The sequence below is a fragment of the Pediococcus acidilactici DSM 20284 genome (genome assembly GCF_000146325.1).
In the GTDB taxonomy this organism is placed as follows: domain Bacteria; phylum Bacillota; class Bacilli; order Lactobacillales; family Lactobacillaceae; genus Pediococcus; species Pediococcus acidilactici.
In genome coordinates this window covers 314,879-332,441 of the sequence record NZ_GL397067.1, presented here as the reverse complement: position 1 = coordinate 332,441, position 17,563 = coordinate 314,879, and the positions used below count along the sequence as shown (strand labels likewise).

The 17,563-nt window shown below is 41.7% G+C and carries 14 protein-coding genes; all 14 read right to left on the bottom strand.

Features of this window, described 5'->3' with window-relative positions:
- Positions 1–3 precede the first annotated feature (3 nt).
- Entirely contained in the window at positions 4–2,625 is a 2,622-nt protein-coding gene (gene infB / locus HMPREF0623_RS01730) for a translation initiation factor IF-2 (protein ID WP_004165813.1), read from the bottom strand.
- Positions 2,626–2,637: 12 nt separating this feature from the next.
- The gene (locus HMPREF0623_RS01725) at positions 2,638–2,937 is read right to left on the bottom strand and encodes a L7Ae/L30e/S12e/Gadd45 family ribosomal protein (protein WP_002831553.1); all 300 of its coding nucleotides are present in this window, start codon (positions 2,935–2,937) and stop codon (positions 2,638–2,640) included.
- Positions 2,937–3,233 (bottom strand): RNase P modulator RnpM, encoded by a 297-nt coding sequence (gene rnpM, locus HMPREF0623_RS01720; RefSeq protein WP_002831551.1) that lies wholly within the window; start codon positions 3,231–3,233, stop codon positions 2,937–2,939. The genes HMPREF0623_RS01725 and rnpM overlap by 1 nt, the downstream gene beginning before the upstream one ends.
- A 21-nt stretch (positions 3,234–3,254) precedes the next feature.
- Positions 3,255–4,421 (bottom strand): transcription termination factor NusA, encoded by a 1,167-nt coding sequence (nusA, locus tag HMPREF0623_RS01715; protein ID WP_002831550.1) that lies wholly within the window; start codon positions 4,419–4,421, stop codon positions 3,255–3,257.
- 13 nt (positions 4,422–4,434) lie between these two features.
- Positions 4,435–4,911, bottom strand: a complete 477-nt coding sequence (gene rimP / locus HMPREF0623_RS01710; RefSeq protein WP_002831548.1) for a ribosome maturation factor RimP — start codon at positions 4,909–4,911, stop codon at positions 4,435–4,437.
- Positions 4,912–5,032: 121 nt separating this feature from the next.
- On the bottom strand, positions 5,033–9,343 hold the full coding sequence (locus tag HMPREF0623_RS01705) for a PolC-type DNA polymerase III (protein ID WP_004165811.1): 4,311 nt from the start codon (positions 9,341–9,343) through the stop codon (positions 5,033–5,035).
- Between the two features lie 135 nt (positions 9,344–9,478).
- Positions 9,479–11,194: a proline--tRNA ligase gene (locus HMPREF0623_RS01700; RefSeq protein ID WP_004165810.1), complete on the bottom strand. Its 1,716-nt coding sequence runs from the start codon at positions 11,192–11,194 to the stop codon at positions 9,479–9,481.
- 28 nt (positions 11,195–11,222) lie between these two features.
- Complete coding sequence (gene rseP, locus HMPREF0623_RS01695) at positions 11,223–12,485, bottom strand: RIP metalloprotease RseP (protein ID WP_004165809.1); 1,263 nt, start codon at positions 12,483–12,485, stop codon at positions 11,223–11,225.
- 20 nt (positions 12,486–12,505) lie between these two features.
- On the bottom strand, positions 12,506–13,291 hold the full coding sequence (locus HMPREF0623_RS01690) for a phosphatidate cytidylyltransferase (protein ID WP_036671223.1): 786 nt from the start codon (positions 13,289–13,291) through the stop codon (positions 12,506–12,508).
- 10 nt (positions 13,292–13,301) lie between these two features.
- Complete coding sequence (locus HMPREF0623_RS01685) at positions 13,302–14,051, bottom strand: isoprenyl transferase (protein ID WP_002831542.1); 750 nt, start codon at positions 14,049–14,051, stop codon at positions 13,302–13,304.
- 131 nt (positions 14,052–14,182) lie between these two features.
- A complete protein-coding gene (gene frr, locus HMPREF0623_RS01680; RefSeq protein ID WP_004165807.1) occupies positions 14,183–14,743 on the bottom strand; it encodes a ribosome recycling factor in 561 nt (186 codons plus the stop codon).
- Position 14,744: 1 nt separating this feature from the next.
- On the bottom strand, positions 14,745–15,467 hold the full coding sequence (pyrH, locus tag HMPREF0623_RS01675) for a UMP kinase (RefSeq protein WP_002831538.1): 723 nt from the start codon (positions 15,465–15,467) through the stop codon (positions 14,745–14,747).
- A gap of 158 nt (positions 15,468–15,625) precedes the next feature.
- Entirely contained in the window at positions 15,626–16,504 is an 879-nt protein-coding gene (gene tsf / locus HMPREF0623_RS01670) for a translation elongation factor Ts (RefSeq protein WP_002831536.1), read from the bottom strand.
- Positions 16,505–16,619: 115 nt separating this feature from the next.
- The gene (rpsB, locus tag HMPREF0623_RS01665; protein ID WP_002831534.1) at positions 16,620–17,405 is read right to left on the bottom strand and encodes a 30S ribosomal protein S2; all 786 of its coding nucleotides are present in this window, start codon (positions 17,403–17,405) and stop codon (positions 16,620–16,622) included.
- Between the last annotated feature and the right edge of the window lie 158 nt (positions 17,406–17,563).

The following is a 17,563-nucleotide window of genomic DNA, read 5'->3' as shown; positions in this document are numbered from 1 at the left end:
TTACTATTTGACTGGGACTTCCTTCATCCGGTATGCTTCAATTACATCACCGACTTTAATGTCGTTATACTTTTCGATTGTTAGACCAAGGTCAAATCCGCGCTTAACTTCCTTAACATCGTCCTTGAAGCGCCGGAGACTGCCTAGCTTACCATCGTAAATGACCACGCCATCCCGAATCAAGCGTACGCCAGCATCCCGGGTGATAAATCCTTCAGTTACGTATCCACCAGCAATGGTTCCAATCCGAGAAACTTTGTAAGTTTCCCGAACTTCAACTTGTCCGATTACTTCCTCTTCGTAAACCGGTTCAAGCATTCCCTTCATTGCGGATTCAACTTCTTCGATTGCCTTGTAAATAACTTGGTGTAGCCGAATTTCAACGTCTTCAGAGTCAGCCATTTGCTTAGCTTGTGCCGTTGGCCGCACGTTGAATCCGATAATGATCGCGTTACTTGCGGCAGCTAAAGTGACGTCACTTTCGTTAATTGCTCCCACGGCCTTATGAATAATGTTAACCCGGACGCCTTCAACATCAATTTTTTGTAAACTATCTGCTAAGGCTTCTACCGAACCTTGAACGTCAGCTTTAATAATGATGTCAACCTTCTTCATTTCACCTTCCTTAAGTGAATCGAAGAGGTTATCTAAAGTAACGTGGTTGTTACGTTTGCGTTCTTCCATTTGAGCACGTTTTGCCCGTTCTTCACCGGCTGCCCGTGCTGATTTTTCGTCATCGAAGACTACGAAACGGTCACCAGCTTCAGGAACGTCGTTTAGTCCTGTAATTTCAACTGGGGTTGATGGAGTAGCTTCCTTAACCCGCCGACCATGTTCGTTAGTCATTGTCCGAACCCGACCAAACGTGTTTCCAATTACAACTGGATCACCCACGTGCATAGTTCCTTGTTGTACTAAAACAGTTGCAATTGAACCTTTACCAGGGTCCAATTGAGCTTCAATTACGGAACCAGCCGCATTTTGTTCAGGGTTAGCTTTTAGTTCTAAGACTTCAGCTTGTAACAAGATCATGTCGAGTAATTCGTCTAAGTTCTTACCAAACTTAGCTGAAATTTCAACAAAGATCGTGTCGCCACCCCATGATTCAGGAATCAAACCATATTCCGTGAGTTGTTCCATTACGTGGTTAGGATTTGCACCTGGCTTATCGATCTTATTAACCGCAACGATGATTGGCACTTCGGCAGCCTTAGCATGGTTAATCGCTTCGATAGTTTGTGGCATTACCCCATCATCTGCAGCGACAACTAAGATGGTGATATCAGTCACGTCAGCACCCCGCGCACGCATTTCAGTGAAGGCCGCATGTCCTGGAGTATCTAAGAAGGTGATTAGCTTGTCGTCATGCTTAAGTTGATAAGCACCGATTCCTTGAGTAATCCCACCAGCTTCGCCTTCTGTAATGTGACTATGACGAAGTTTATCTAGTAAAGTAGTTTTACCATGGTCAACGTGTCCCATGATGGTAACTACTGGCGGACGATTTTCAAGATGATCCGTGTTCTTTTGTTCATCTTCAAACATCTTGTCGATATCTGAAATATCAACTTCCACTTTTTGTTGTGCTTCGATTCCGTAATCGGCCGCTAATAGTTCAACCGTGTCATTATCAAGTGATTGATTTTGGTTAACCATTACACCCATCATGAATAACTTCTTGATGATTTCAGCTGGTTCACGGTGAATCTTCTTAGCAATTTCCGCAACGTTGATGCCTTCGCTATATTCAAGTACCTTTGGCAACGGCTTTTCTTTACGAGCCGTAACGACCTTCTTTTGGCTTTCTTTCAAACGACCGTCGCGTTTTGCCTTACGGTTTTTCTTCTTGTTTTTACGGTTTTCTTTGTTGAAAGGACGGTTGTTGCCCCGGTTATTGTTAAACCGGTTGCCGTTCTTCGAACCGTAGTTTTTGTTATTGTTTGTCCGTTCTTTGCTTGCTTCAGGTGCAGCCACTGCTTCCGCAACCACCGGCCGCTTGTTAGTTTGCGGGGTAGTGTTAGAGTGGTTTTGATTTGAACGCTTATGTTCTTGTGGACGTTCAGCATTATTTCTTACGTGCTTTTTATGAGCAGGTTGGGGCTTTTCATGAGCAATTTCGCGATTTGCTTGAGCTGCCATTCGTGCTGCTTCCGCAACTGATGCCCGAATCGCCTTTTGCTTGTCTTGGCGTTCGCTTTGTTCACGCTTTGGCCGATTTTGACCGTTATTTTGGTTTCGATTACGGTTTTGGTTGTGATTGCGGTTATCCCGTGTTCGGTTATTACTTTGCCGCTTTTCTTCTTTTGTATGATCTGTATTTTTGTTATCGTTAGTGTTTGATTTCAATCTTTGAATACCCTTCGCACCATTTTTATTTGGTTGGCCGCTCTTTTTCACAACGGTCTTACCAGTTTTACTAGAGCGGAACTTCGGTGTCCGCTTTTCTGCCGGTTTTTCGGAGCCAGCATTTTTCTTAAAAGCTTCCCGAAGGTGCTTTTCTGAATCGGCATCGAGTGTTGACATGTGATTCTTGATGTCAAGACCATCTGCTTGAGCCTTTTCAATAATTTCTTTACTCGAAACGTTGATTTCTTTGGCTAATTCATAAATTCTTTTTTTGCCCATCGTTTCACGCTCCTATTCATTTAATCTCTTGAGGAACCCTTCTGCGAAACCCTTATTGGTGGTTGCCACTACCGAGCGCGATTGTCCAATTGCTGCCGAAATTTCTGCTTTTGAGCCAGCAACGACTACCGGGATTTCATAAAAATGGCATTTATCAATAATTCTCTTCCTACTGGATTCTCCAATGTCTTCTGCCAAAAGTACTAGCCTGGCTTTTTTGCTTCTAATTAAATTCAAGACCAATTCTTGCCCCGTCGTCAAGTTTCCCGACCGGCGCATTAGCCCTAAATATTGTTGAACTGCGGGTTTCATTATTTATCCCCAAACAATTCTTTACGGGCTTGTTGGTGATCAACGTATGCAATTAAGTCATCATAAAATTGATCATCGATTTTAACCTGAAAAGTACGGTCAAAAATCCGCTTTTGCTTGGCCTTCTTAGCAATTTCGACGTCTAGTCCAATGTAAGCACCGCGTCCAGCAGCTTTCCCAGTTGGATCAATGGATACTTCGTTTTCTTTGTTTTTAACCACCCGGACTAGCTCGCGTTTTGGAAACATTTGGTTAGTTACAATATCTTTACGCATCGGGATCTTTCTAGTTTTCATTGAAATGTACCTCCAATGGGCTTATTCTTCGTCGCTATCGTCGTTTGATTCACTTTCCAAGACGTTTTCATCAACTGTGCTTTCGTCAGCACTGCTTTCAATTTCAGTGGCAGAATCTGCTACTTCTTCGTCGTCATCTTCTTCAACAAATTCAGCAGCATCAGTTTCTGATTTAATATCAATCTTATAGTTAGTCAATTTAGCAGCTAAACGTGCATTTTGTCCCCGTTTACCAATGGCTAATGATAGTTGGTAATCAGGCACAATGACGATGCAAGAATTTTCTTCTTCTTCATTAAATAAAACATCGATTACTTCTGCTGGGTTAAGGGCGTTGGAAATAAATTCTGCATCGTCATCTTCCCATTCAATTACGTCCATGTTTTCGCCATGTAATTCGTTAACGATGGTTTGAATCCGTTGACCGCGGGGACCTACACAGGTTCCAACCGCATCAATGTCTGGGTTATTTGACCGAACCGCTACCTTAGCGCGGTCGCCAGCTTCCCGTGCAACGGACATAATTTCAACCGTCCCGTCGTAAATTTCTGGGATTTCTTGTTCAAACAAGCGTTTCAACAATCCTTCATGACTGCGAGAAACAAAAATTTGTGGTCCACGTCCACTATACTCTACTTTAGTTACGTATACCTTAATGTGGTCGTGCGGTTCGTATTGTTCACCAGGGATTTGGTCCTGTTTAGACATTACGGCTTCTACGCCACCCAAGTCAACATATACGTACCGGTTATCCCGTCGAGCAACTTCACCAGTTACCATTTCATCGAGGTATTGGCTGTACTTTTCGTAAATAACTTCGCGTTCTGCTTCCCGAACCCGTTGCATAATTACTTGCTTAGCAGTTTGGGCAGCAATCCGGCCAAAGTTTTTTGGCGTTACTTCAAAACGAATTTCATCATCTAGTTCGTAAGCCCGGTTAATTTGCAAAGCATCTGCTAAACTAACTTGTAATTGGTCATCTTCCACTTCTTCCACTACTTTCTTGACAGCGTAGACGTGGATATCACCCTTCCGTTCGTTGAATTCTACTTCAACATTTTGTGCTTGACCATAATTACGCTTATACGCAGAAACTAGGGCAGCTTCCAGCGCTTCAATAACTACGCTTTGCTTAATTCCCTTTTCCTTTTCTAAGTTAGCAAGAGCGGTAACCATTTCTTTACTCATTTTTAACTCTCCTCTAAATCTTGATTGCTAATCTAGCAAACGCCACTTGATTGTAAGCGACTTTCAATTCTTTATGTCTAGTTTTATCTAGGTAATCTAAAACTAATTCATCATTTTCAAAGCTCTTGAGGTATCCTTCAAACACCTTTTGCTTGTTGATTGACGCATATAATGAGATATGGATATATTCCCCTACAGCAGCTGCCAAGTCCTCCTTAGTCTTTAAAGGACGTTCTGCTCCTGGTGAGGAAACCTCCAAGAAATAAGCTTGTGGAATCGGATCGGGATCTTGCTGATCCAAGAGTTCGCTTAATTCGTCGCTGACCATGGCGCATTCTTCAATGTTAATTCCGCCGACTTTATCAATATAAAACCTGAGGAACCAACCCTGACCCTCTTTCACGAATTCAACTTCCACTAGTTGGAAATCATGACTTTCAATAACGGGTCTAGCTAATTCCGTTATTTTTTCAACAACATTGCTACTCAAATTTGAACCTCCCGATTTATATTTTGCCAATAAAAAGAGTGAGCATCGCTGCTCACTCACTTAACGAGTATCAAATTACTAACTCTAATATAGCATTGTTTTGCAAAGATTGCAAAATAATCTAGAAAAGACTCAATTGATTTTCATCAGGTAACCCTGCTAAAACATTATTTTCGGTCATAAAATCAATTAGCGTTTGAGAAACGTGACCTCGTTTTGCAAGATCTTCCTTAGAAAGGAACGGCTTGTCGGCCCGAGCTGCCACGATTTGTTTAGCAACGTTTAATCCCAGACCAGGAAGCGCGTTAAATGGGGCAATCAATGAGTCGCCATCAATTAACCACTCTTCCGCATCCGATTTTTCAAGGTCAATCATCTTAAAGTTGAAGCCTCGTTCGACCATTTCATTAGCTAATTCCAAAACAGTCAACAAATTCTTTTCTTTTGCTGAAGCTTCATTACCCTTGTCATTAATTTCTTGCATCCGGTTTTTTAAGGATTCTTTTCCCCGAGACATCGCCACGATATCAAAATCGTCGGCACGCACGGTAAAGTATGCTGCATAATAAACTAATGGATAATAAACCTTAAAGTAAGCAATCCGCAACGCCATCAAGACGTAAGCTGAAGCATGGGCCCGCGGGAACATGTACTTAATCTTCCCGCACGACTCAATATACCAATCAGGAACATTAGCTGCACGCATTTTTTCTTCGTAACCTTCTGGAATTCCCTTACCTTTCCGAACACTTTCCATGATCTTAAAGGACGATTGCGAATCAAGTCCATAATGAATCAAGTCCATCATGATATTATCCCGGCACCCAATAACATCTTTTAACGTAATGGTTCCCGCTTTAATTAACTCTTCCGCATTTCCTAACCACACGTCAGTTCCGTGAGAAAGTCCTGAAATCTGTAATAGTTCAGAATAAGTGGTTGGATGGGTTTCTTCTAACATCCCCCGAACAAACCTCGTACCAAATTCTGGAATTCCTAGCGTACCGGTCTTGGATTTAATCTGTTCTTCTGTAACCCCCAACACTTCGGGACCGGAGAAGATTTTCATTACTCCCGGGTCGTCAGTAGGAATGGTTTGTGGGTCAATGCCGGACAAATCTTGCAGTTTCCGGATCATGGTCGGATCATCATGTCCCAAAATATCCATTTTCAAAATATTATCGTGAATCGAATGGAAATCAAAATGGGTCGTTTCCCAAGCTGCAGTTTGGTCATCCGCTGGGTATTGGATCGGACTGAAATCATAGATATCCATATAATCAGGCACAATCAAAATTCCCGCTGGATGTTGTCCGGTCGTCCGTTTAACTCCGGTAGCTCCCTTGGCAAGCCGTTCAATTTCGGCACCACGCAAATGCTGGTTAGTGTCCCGTTCGTAAGCCTTCACGTAGCCATAAGCAGTCTTATCAGCGACGGTACCAATTGTTCCAGCGCGGAAAACGTTATTCTTACCGAACAAAACTTGCATATAGTTATGCGCAATTGGCTGGTAGTCTCCTGAAAAGTTTAAATCAATATCCGGAACCTTATCTCCCTTAAAGCCTAAGAAAGTTTCGAACGGAATGTCTTGACCGTCACCAATCATCAAAGTACCGCATTCTGGACACTTCTTATCTGGTAAATCGTATCCAGAACCATATTCCCCTTTAGTATAGAAATGAGAGTATTGACAGTTTGGACAGCGGTAGTGTGGCGGCAACGGATTAACTTCGGTAATTCCAGACATCGTAGCTACAAAACTAGAACCAACCGACCCCCGGGAACCTACCAAGTATCCGTCTTTGTTACTCTTGTGTACTAACCGCTGGGCAATTAAATAAATTACTGAGAAACCATTTCCGATAATACTAGTCAATTCTTTATCTAACCGCTCGCTAACTATTTCGGGTAATTCTTTACCATAAAGAGCATGAGCCTGATCCATTGCCAACTGCTTAATTCGGTCCTCAGCACCCGGCATTTTAGGCGTATATAGCTTATCTTTGACCGGACTAATGTCATCAATGCTATCCGCAATTTGATTAGGATTTTCAACCACAATTTGGTGGGCAGTTTCTTCCCCAAGAAAACGGAAGGCTTCCAGCATTTCATCCGTGGTGCGGAAGTGCACGTCAGGCAATTCGGTCCGGTTTAACGGGTTAGCTCCTCCTTGAGAATTAATCAAAATCTTTCGATAAATTGCATCTTGCGGATTAAGGTAGTGCACATCGCCAGTAGCCACTACCGGAATATCTAAATCTTTACCCAATTTAACGATATTGCCGATAATTTCTTCCAATTTGTTAGTGTCACTAACGATTTCTTGGTCAATTAACGGTTGGTAAACTGGCTTAGGCATTACTTCCAAATAATCATAAAACTTAGCCCGATCCCGTGCTTCAACGTAACCCTTTTGTGCCATCGCGGTGAAAACCTCACCGCTTGAGCAAGCAGAGCCCACGATGATGCCTTCCCGTAATCGTTCTAACTCTGAACGCGGAATTCGTGGCACCCGATAGAAGTACTTAACGTTTGATAACGAAACTAATTTAAATAGGTTCTTCAACCCAGCTTGCGTTTTGGCAATCAAAACTGCGTGATTCGGCCGAGCATGTTTATACGCGTCGTTTTCCGTCATGTGATCATTTAGTTGATCATGATATTCAATTCCATAACGCTCTTCAGCATCTTTTAAGAACAAATAGCAAAGGTGTCCAGTCGTTTCCGCATCGTAGATGGCCCGGTGATGATGTTCTAGAGCTACGTTAAACTTTTTAGCCAACGTATTTAACCGGTACCCTTTTAAGGTTGGGTATAGGAAACGCGCTAAGGTTAACGTATCAATAATTGGATTTTTAATCTCTTCCATCCCGTGCCGTAGATAGCCGGTATTCATAAAACCAATATCGAAGGTAACGTTGTGCCCAACAATAATCGCGTCTTCATAAAATTCCCGGAATTTGGTAAAAACTTCCTTTTCCGAAAGCGAACCCCGGACCATTTCGTTAGTAATGCTGGTTAAGTTAATGGTGGTTTCAGATAGCGGAAATCCTGGATCAATGAACTCTTCGAATTCATCAATTACGTTACCATTTTCCATTTTAACCGCAGAAAGTTCGATTACCTTGTCATAAATCGCAGACAAACCAGTCGTTTCCACGTCAAAGATGACGTATTTACCGCCTTTAAGTGCGCGGTGTGCACTGTTATAAGCAATCGGTACCCCATCATCTACTAGGTTAGCTTCCACACCAAAAAGTGGTTTAACCCCGCTTTTCTTACCAGCGGCATATGCTTCAGGAAAGGCTTGTAACCCAGCATGATCGGTAACGGCGATGGCCGGATGCCCCCATTTAGCAGCTTGGCTGACAAAGTCGCTAATACTATTAGTAGCGTCCATCGTACTCATGTTAGTATGCAAATGCAATTCAACCCGTTTTTCGTCAGCAGTATCTTCGCGCTCTGCGTGACTGATTTGGGTGACATCATAAGCATTCATGGTAAGGTCCTTCATAAAGCTATCTTCTTGCACACTCCCACGCACACGTACCCAAAGTCCTTGCTTGACTGCCGCAAATAGTTGTTCATCACTTTCATTACGTGAAAACTTCTTGATGGTAATTGAAGAAGTATAGTCAGTAACTTTAAAAATTAAAAGTTGCCGTTCTGAACGCAAAGTTTTAACTTCTACATCAAAAATATACCCCTCGATGGTTACTGAACGTTCCTCTTGGTTAATATCCCGTAACTGTGTAACCTGCTCTTGGTCACTAATCGGTTTACCAATTTGAACCTTCCCGTTGAATTGGGGAGCGGCTTTTTTCTCGGTAGCCTTCTTCTTTTCCGCTTTTTTAATTGCCTCGGTTGCTTTTTGGACAATTTCCTTATCACGTTTAATTTTTTCCTCGTGATATTGGGCTAAGCGTTGTTCGGCTCCATCATTGTCAATCGCTACCTGGATTTTAAATTGGGGAAACCCGGCTTGCTGATATTTCTGTCCAATTGTCCGTAACGCTTCTTCGCTAAGCAAATTTTGGCTGATTTCATTGTCGACCTTAACAGTTAACACTTGGTCTTGAAAATCAGGAACTGCCTTATCACATAGTACCTGTAATAACGAGGATTGGATGCCACTATGCTTAATAATCCAATCCCAGTATCCCGCTACTTGTTCTTTAGTGATTGTATTTGCCCGAGTGCTAATTTGGTAGTCGACGTTTGCAATGGGTTTGAAAGTATGTTTCAACCGCTCATCAAATTCTGCAAACTGATCATAGGGTAGAATATCGTCCCACTCAAAATTAAAAAACCAGCGTTTCGAATTTGCATGAACCGTTAAATTCTTAATTAGTCCTTCGCCAACCGCTGGCGGGGCCGACCAATCTATTTGTTTTAGCAAAATTTTAAATTGCTCATTTTCTGATAAACTCAATTTTTTGGTCCTCCTGGTACCACAATACCCAATTTCCTAAAGTGCTTATTAATTTAGGTTTTGCTTCCCTAAAAAATATCTGGGGTATGAACGATTAAAAGCTGGGTTACCCCCAGCTTTCAGTCTTCCCAATTATTACTGGGCTTGATTTAATAAAATTTCGACCGTATTCTTCAATTCAGCCAACTTAACTTCCACCGTTTCGCCAGTTTGACGCAATTTAACTTCCACAATTCCTTCACTAGCCTTTTTACCAACCGTGACGCGTAAAGGAATTCCAATCAAGTCTGAATCCGCAAACTTAACTCCAGCCCGTTCTTTACGATCATCAATCAAAACGTCGTAACCTGCTGCAACCAATTCTGTATTGATTTGATCAGCAACTTGCATTTGTTCGTCATTCTTCGCATTAACTGGAATTACGTGCACGTCAAATGGCGCAATATTCTTCGGCCAAACTAGCCCATTTTCATCAGCTAACTGTTCTGAAACTGCAGAAAGTAACCGACTAACCCCGATACCATAGCAACCCATGATAACTGGAATTGCACGTCCGTTTTGGTCAAGAACGGTTGCATCCAATGCCTTAGAATATTTGGTTCCAATCTTAAAGATGTGGCCAATTTCAATTCCCTTGGTGAACTTTAATTTGCCCTTCCCATCGGGAGCTAATTCGCCTTCTTTAACAGTTCGAATATCTGCAAACTGATCTACATTGAAATCACGACCCACGTTGACATTAGTGTAATGGTAACCATCTTCGTTAGCGCCAATCACACTATTTACCATCTGTTCAACATACTTATCCGCAACAATTTGAATATCTTCTGGTCGTTTATCAAAAACGGGTCCTAAATTACCAAAATGTGCACCAGTTAAACGAGTAACTTCTTCTTCAGTTGCTTCCCGTAATTCATCAACATGCAGCAAGTTGGTTAGCTTAACTTCATTAAGTTGATCATTTCCCCGAAGTAAAGCTAAAACCGGTTGGTCATCCGCCATCAAAACCATGGTCTTGATTAGGCGCCCATCATCTACACCGAGTTCCTTGGCAACTTCGTCAATTGAATGGGCATCCCCAGTAGCGACCTTTTCAATTTCAGCAGGATTTTCATGCATTTGTAAATCTTCGTAAACGCTGCTGGCCATTTCGAGGTTTGCAGCATAGTCACTTTCTTCTGAGTAAGCAATGGTGTCTTCTCCAATCGATGCGATTGCAGAAAATTCTTTAGAGTCATGACCACCCATTGCACCAGCATCTCCAACAATTTCGCGATATTTGAGACCACACCGGTCAAAAATATTTTGATAAGCTTTCTCGAAAGCACGGAAGCTTTCGTCAAGTGTTTCTTCATCCGCGTGGAAAGAGTATGCATCACTCATTAAAAATTCTCGTCCGCGAAGCAATCCGTAACGGGGACGGTCTTCATCCCGATACTTCATCTGAATTTGATACAAAGTTAACGGAAGTTTTTTATAAGACTTTACTTCGTCCCGGATTAACGTTGTCATGGTTTCTTCGTGAGTAGGTCCTAAAATAAAATCCCGGTCGTGACGGTTTTTAAATTTATATAATTCTTGGCCGTAAGTTTCATAACGACCTGATTTTTTCCATAACTCGGCAGGCAGCACCGCTGGGGTAAGCATTTCTACCGCGTCGATTGCGGTCATTTCTTCGCGAATGATCCGCTTGATTTTTTCCATTACCTTGTATGCCATTGGTAGGTAGGCGTACATTCCGGCCGAAATTTGGCGAATGTAACCAGCCCGAAGCATCATTTTGTGACTAAGCACTTCCGCATCATTTGGAACTTCTTTTACTGTAGGTATTAAAATCTTAGATTGTTTCATATTTTCAATTCGACTCCCTTTAAATCATTTAGAAAAAGTATCTTTGAATATCGTTCCAAGTAACTAGCAGCATTAGCAACATTAAGAAACCAAAGCCGACTAGTGTAATCATATTCTCTGTCTCCATTTTCATTGGCTTACGCCGAACCACTTCAATTAAGTTTAATAAAATCTTTCCCCCATCTAACGCTGGAATGGGTAATAAATTGACGATTCCAAGGTTTAAGGATAGGAATCCCAGAATATATAAAACTGCATTGAAGCCTTGTTGGGTAGCTTTTGACGTGGTTGCGTATATTGCTACTGGTCCACCCAGATCATTTAAACTAAAACCGTGCAGCATTTGTGCTAAAGCACTAAATAAAGCCTTAGTCATTTGCCAAGTCCCCGTAAAACCGTACATAATTCGAGAACCCAGGTTAGTGGTCATTGATGATTGAATCCCAATCATTCCGACCTTTTTTTGACCATTATTAACTACCTTAGGGGTAACCCGCACCGAACGAGTCTTCCCATTTTTTTGCAGCTTAAGCGTTATCGACTGTTTAGGGTGGCTTGAAACGGCTTTTGAAATTGCCGACCAATTCTGCGTCTTTTGTCCATCTACAGCAACGATTCGGTCGTTATTCCTGACGCCCGCTTTTTGAGCCACTCCGTTATCAATTACCTGAACTTGATTTGAATTTGAAGGCACCGCGCCTTGCAAGATCCCCATTAACGCAAAAACCACGATGGCTAAGATGAAATTATTAAATGGCCCAGCAAAATTAGTTAGTAGTCTGCGCCAAACCGATGCTGATTGGAACTGTACGTCACGGGGAGCGATTCGTACTTCGGTTCCATCTTTTTCAATAATCGTTGCATCGTGATCGACTGCAAAACGTTTGGCTGCACCTTCATCACCGTTTTCGTAACCTTCGATGAAGAGTGCGTCTTGCAGATAAAATTTAGTAACGATTAACGGTACACCGACGGCAGAACGAAACTTCTCAGAAGTATTGATTGTAGTTACTACTCCCGCAGAATTGGTTGTTAACACTACCGGCTGTCCCGCTTTTAATTCCTCGTCTTCTTCATCCAAGCCCGCCATTCGTACGTAGCCGCCGATTGGGAGAATTCGCAGGGTAAACGTGGTTCCGCGTCGTTTAAGATCAACAATCTTCGGTCCCATACCTACTGAAAATTCACGAACTAAAATGCCGGACTTTTTTGCAGCCAAAAAATGTCCGTATTCATGGACGATAACTAAAATGCAAAAAACAATCAAAAAAGTAATTACCGTAGTAATCATCAATAACTCCTAACTGGTCGTTAAAGTAACCCAAACAGATACGCCATAGGTAAAACTAATAGCAAACTATCAAAACGATCGAGGATTCCACCATGTCCCGGTAGAATCTTTCCTGAATCTTTTACGCCGTAGAACCGCTTAAGGGCAGATTCAATCAAATCCCCCATCTGTCCCGCGATTGAAAGAACAAAACTAAATAACACGGTTGCTACTACTCCATGGTTAATTGCACCCAATAATGAGAAGATAACTCCTACAATAACTGCGACAACGGTTCCTCCAATGGAGCCTTCCCAAGTCTTATTAGGACTAATTTGGGGAGCAAGTTTTCTTTTTCCTAATTTACGGCCAATTAAGTACGCGCCGCTGTCCGTGCACCAAACGGTTAATAGTAAGTACAAAATCATTCCTAGGCCAATCGTCCGCGCTTGTACGAACAAATTAAATCCTACTCCAATATAAAGCATGGTTAATGTGAGAATGCCCGCATCGTCAAAGTTAAACCTATTTTTACTAAAAACGGTCCGAATCATTAGCGCAATCGCAAACACCATAAAAATCGCCGAAGTGTTAATCTGGCTGGGTAAACTATGTAGCCATGTTTTTGGTGCTACTAAAAATAAAGTACCCAAAATACTCAAAATTGCTTCTGGAGAAACTAACAAAATTTTTTTCATGATTAAAACTTCGCTCATGGCAACTCCAGCTAGTACTAGAGCAGCAATTTCAATAAATGGTCCCCCAAGCAAAATAATTGGAATAAAAATTATTAAGGCCACCACGGCCGTAATTACTCTTTGTTTCAAAACTAATTCCTCACTTTTTAATCGCACCAAAACGACGGTCGCGTTTTTGATACTCTTTAATCATTTCCATAAAGGTTTGTTCATTAAAATCTGGCCATAGCGTATCGGTAAAAACCAATTCACTGTACGCGATTTGCCATAAGAGAAAGTTTGAAATGCGTTCTTCACCACTGGTTCGAATCAACAAATCCGGATCTGCTAAATCGCCTAAAAAACTAGTTTGCAAATTCCGCGCAATTAATTGTTCATCAATGGCCTCCGGAACAATTTCTCCGTTAGCAACCTGTTGTGCAATTGAGCGGGTCATTTGGGTAAGCTCATCTCGGCTACCATAATTTAGCGCAAAATTTAAGATCATTTTAGTGCCATGTGCAGTATCGCTAATTGCCCGGTTTACTGCATCTTGGGTAGCTTGTGGTAAGCCTTCGATATTGCCAGTGACCTTCACCCGGACTCCCTGCTCGATTAATTCTGGCACAAAGGTATCAAAAAAGGTAATTGGAAGCTTCATTAAGAATGAAACTTCATCCTGCGGCCGTTTCCAATTTTCCGTTGAAAATGCGTAAAGCGTAAGCACCTTCACTCCTAGACTGCTTGCCGCTTTAGTGATTGTTTTGACTACTTCCATTCCCCTTTTATGTCCCGCAACCCGTGGCATAAAGCGCCGTTGCGCCCACCGGCCGTTTCCATCCATAATAATGGCCACGTGGTTGGGAATGTTTTCATTTAGCGTTATTTTACTTTGTTGATTTGCTTTCATTAAAAGAAGCCTCCAAGTTAATGGTTATTATTTTACCAAAAAAAGGGCATAAAATCATTTTCCCGTGAAAATAAAAGAGTTAAAACAACCCTACGGTCCAGTTTTAACTCTAAAAATCACTTCAAATTAACTTATCCTTCAAGCACTTCTTTTTCTTTATTAGCCACGATTTCTTCGACCTTTCTGATGGCTTTATCCGTAATATCTTGAGCTTGTTTTTCTAAATCGTGGAATTCATCATCGTTGTAGTCACCGTTTTTATGAGCTTTTTTCAAAGCTTCCATAGCTTCCCGGCGAACGTTTCGAATTGCCACTTTACCCTTTTCACCTTCAGCTTTAACGTCCTTGGCTAACTCTTTACGAGTTTCTTCCGTAAGTTGTGGAATTACTAAGCGAATTGCGCTTCCGTCGTTAGCAGGATTGATTCCCAAGTCAGCAACTAGTAAAGCTTGTTCAATGTCGTTTAAAACACTCTTATCGTACGGAGTAATTAACAACACCCGGGGTTCTGGAATACTAATGGAGGCCATTTGGTTTAAAGGTGTTGGTGCTCCATAGTAATCTACCGTAACCCGGTCTAATAGGGACGCGTTTGCACGACCAGCCCGAATTGAACCTAAATCACGTTCTAAAGCTTGGTGTGCTTTATGCATTTTTTCTTCAGCTGTTTTAAGTATTTCGTTATTTGCCAATTTATTCTCCCCTTACTGTTGTTCCAATATTTTCACCAGCAACTACCTTTTTAATATTTCCTGGTTGGTTTAAATTAAAGACTACCAAAGGAATGTCATTTTCCATTGATAACGAACTTGCAGTTGTATCCATTACGTGCAAGCCCTTGTCGATAATATCCATATGAGTTAGGCTTTCGAATTTAACGGCATTTGGGTCCACGTTAGGGTCTGCAGAGTAGATTCCATCAACCCCGTTCTTGGCCATTAAAATAGCCTCTGCACCAATTTCAGCCGCTCGTAGTGCGGAAGTTGTATCCGTTGAGAAGTATGGACTACCAGTTCCGGCCGCAAAAATTACGATACGATTCTTTTCTAGATGACGAACTGCTTTGCGTCGAATGTATGGTTCAGCAATTTGACGCATTTCGATTGATGTTTGTACGCGAGTAGGTACTCCCAAAGATTCTAAACTATCTTGCAATGCTAGAGCGTTCATCACGGTTCCCAACATTCCAATATAATCAGCTTGGACACGTTCCATCCCTAGTTCTTCACCAGTCTCGCCACGCCACATGTTTCCACCGCCGACGACAATTGCAATTTGCACTCCTAGGTCATGTACGTCCCGAAGTTCTTCAGCCACTTTTTGGATTACAGGCGGGTTAATTCCCGTTCCCTTTTCACCAGCTAACGCTTCACCGCTTAGCTTCATGATTACTCGCTTGTATTTAACCTCAGACATTTTACGGCCTCCTATGTTTTTTTACCTTCAATAAATTTTATCACAAATGTAGTTCAGGGTCATTAAGTTCCTTTATAACCGTAGTTCCAAATCTTTCCATTACCCATAAAAAAATCACGGCGCCTATCGCAACCGTGATTTTTGCAAGATAATGATTTTTATTGGCCCATTTCCTTACGAACTTCTTCAGCAAAATCAACCGTTTGCTTTTCAATTCCTTCGCCGACTTCGTAACGGATGAATGACTTAACTTTTCCACCCTTAGAAGCAACGTACTTAGCAACTGTTTGGTCAGGATCCTTAACGAATTCTTGGTCATCCAAACTAACTTCTGCTAAGAACTTGTTCAAGCGGCCTTCCACCATTTTTTCAATGATGTTAGCTGGCTTACCTTCGCCTTCAGCTTCTTTAGTAAGTACTTCACGTTCGTGATCAAGCACATCGCTTGGTACTTCGTCACGGTTAACGTACTTAGGATTGATAGCAGCAACGTGCATAGCAACATCCTTAGCAGTTTCTTCGTCAGCACCTTCTAATAATACGAGAGCAGCAATCTTACCACCCATGTGTAGGTAAGCACCAAAATGTTCGTTTTCACTCTTTTCAAGAGTTGCAAAACGACGAAGAGAAATCTTTTCACCAATAACTTGAGTTGCTTCGATAATGTCATCGTTCAAAGTACCCTTTGGTGATTTCAACTTAAGCGCATCTTCAACGCTAGCTGGTTTTTCAAGAGCAACTTGTGATGCAATTTCCTTAACAAGGTCGATAAAGCGGTCGTTTGAAGCAACGAAGTCAGTTTCTGAGTTAACTTCAACGATTGCCGCAGTGTTATCATGCATCTCGACGTCTGCAAGACCTTCGGCAGCTACACGGTCGCTCTTCTTAGCTGCTTTAGCAATTCCCTTTTCACGAAGGAAATCAACAGCCTTGTCCATGTCACCATCACTGGCTACTAAAGCTTTTTTAGCATCCATCATTCCGACACCAATTTTGTCGCGCAATTCTTTTACTTGTTTAGCTGAAATACTTGCCATTTTTATGGCCTCCTTAGCATTTAATAATTAAATCTTAATTTTATGAAACCGTAAAAAAAGGCTGTGCTAAATCTCAGGCCATAAAGGTCTTAAATCGCAACAGCCTAAGTGAGAATTATTCTTCGTTGCTTCCTTCTTCAACCGTCTTCTTCAAGTCTTCAAGGGAGTCTTTGCTTACGCCTTCAGCAACTTCTTCTTGTTGAACAGCTTCATCATCTTCACCTTGACGACCTTCAACAACAGCATCAGCCATCTTAGAAGTAATCAAACGAACGGCACGGATAGCATCATCATTTGATGGAATAATTACGTCAACTTGATCTGGATCAGTATTGGTGTCGACCATAGCTACAACCGGAATATTCAATTTTTGAGCTTCCTTGATTGCAATTTGTTCCTTGCGAGGGTCAACAACAAACAATACATCTGGAATGTGTGGCATGTCTTCGATACCACCCAAGAATTTTTCAAGCTTGTCTTTTTGCTTGTTAAGAAGTGCTACTTCTTTCTTAGGTAGACGGTCAAAAGTACCATCTTCTTCCATCTTCTTAAGATCCTTCAAACGCTTGATCCGTTTTTGGATTGTGTTCCAGTTAGTAAGGGTTCCACCTAACCAACGATGGTTAACGTAGAATTGACCAGCACGTTTTGCTTCTTCTTCGATAGCAGTTTGTGCTTGTTTCTTAGTACCAACAAAAAGAACAACCCCATCATTTGCAGCAACGTCTTTAACAAAGTTGTAAGCATTGTCAATCAACTTAACGGTCTTTTGCAAATCAATGATGTAAATACCATTCCGTTCAGTAAAAATGAATGGCTTCATCTTAGGGTTCCAGCGACGGGTTTGGTGTCCGAAATGTACACCTGCTTCAAGCAATTGTTTCATCGAAATAACAGACATGTTATTTTCCTCCTAGTTTTTTCCTCCTTGGTTATCTACGGTCGCAGGACTTCGTAAGTCAACCTCACAAAGCACGCCTTTGACTTCCAACCAAGTGTGTTTTTGGCCTCATAAGCCGAGTACAATTTTACCTTACCTTAAAACTCATTTCAAGCAGA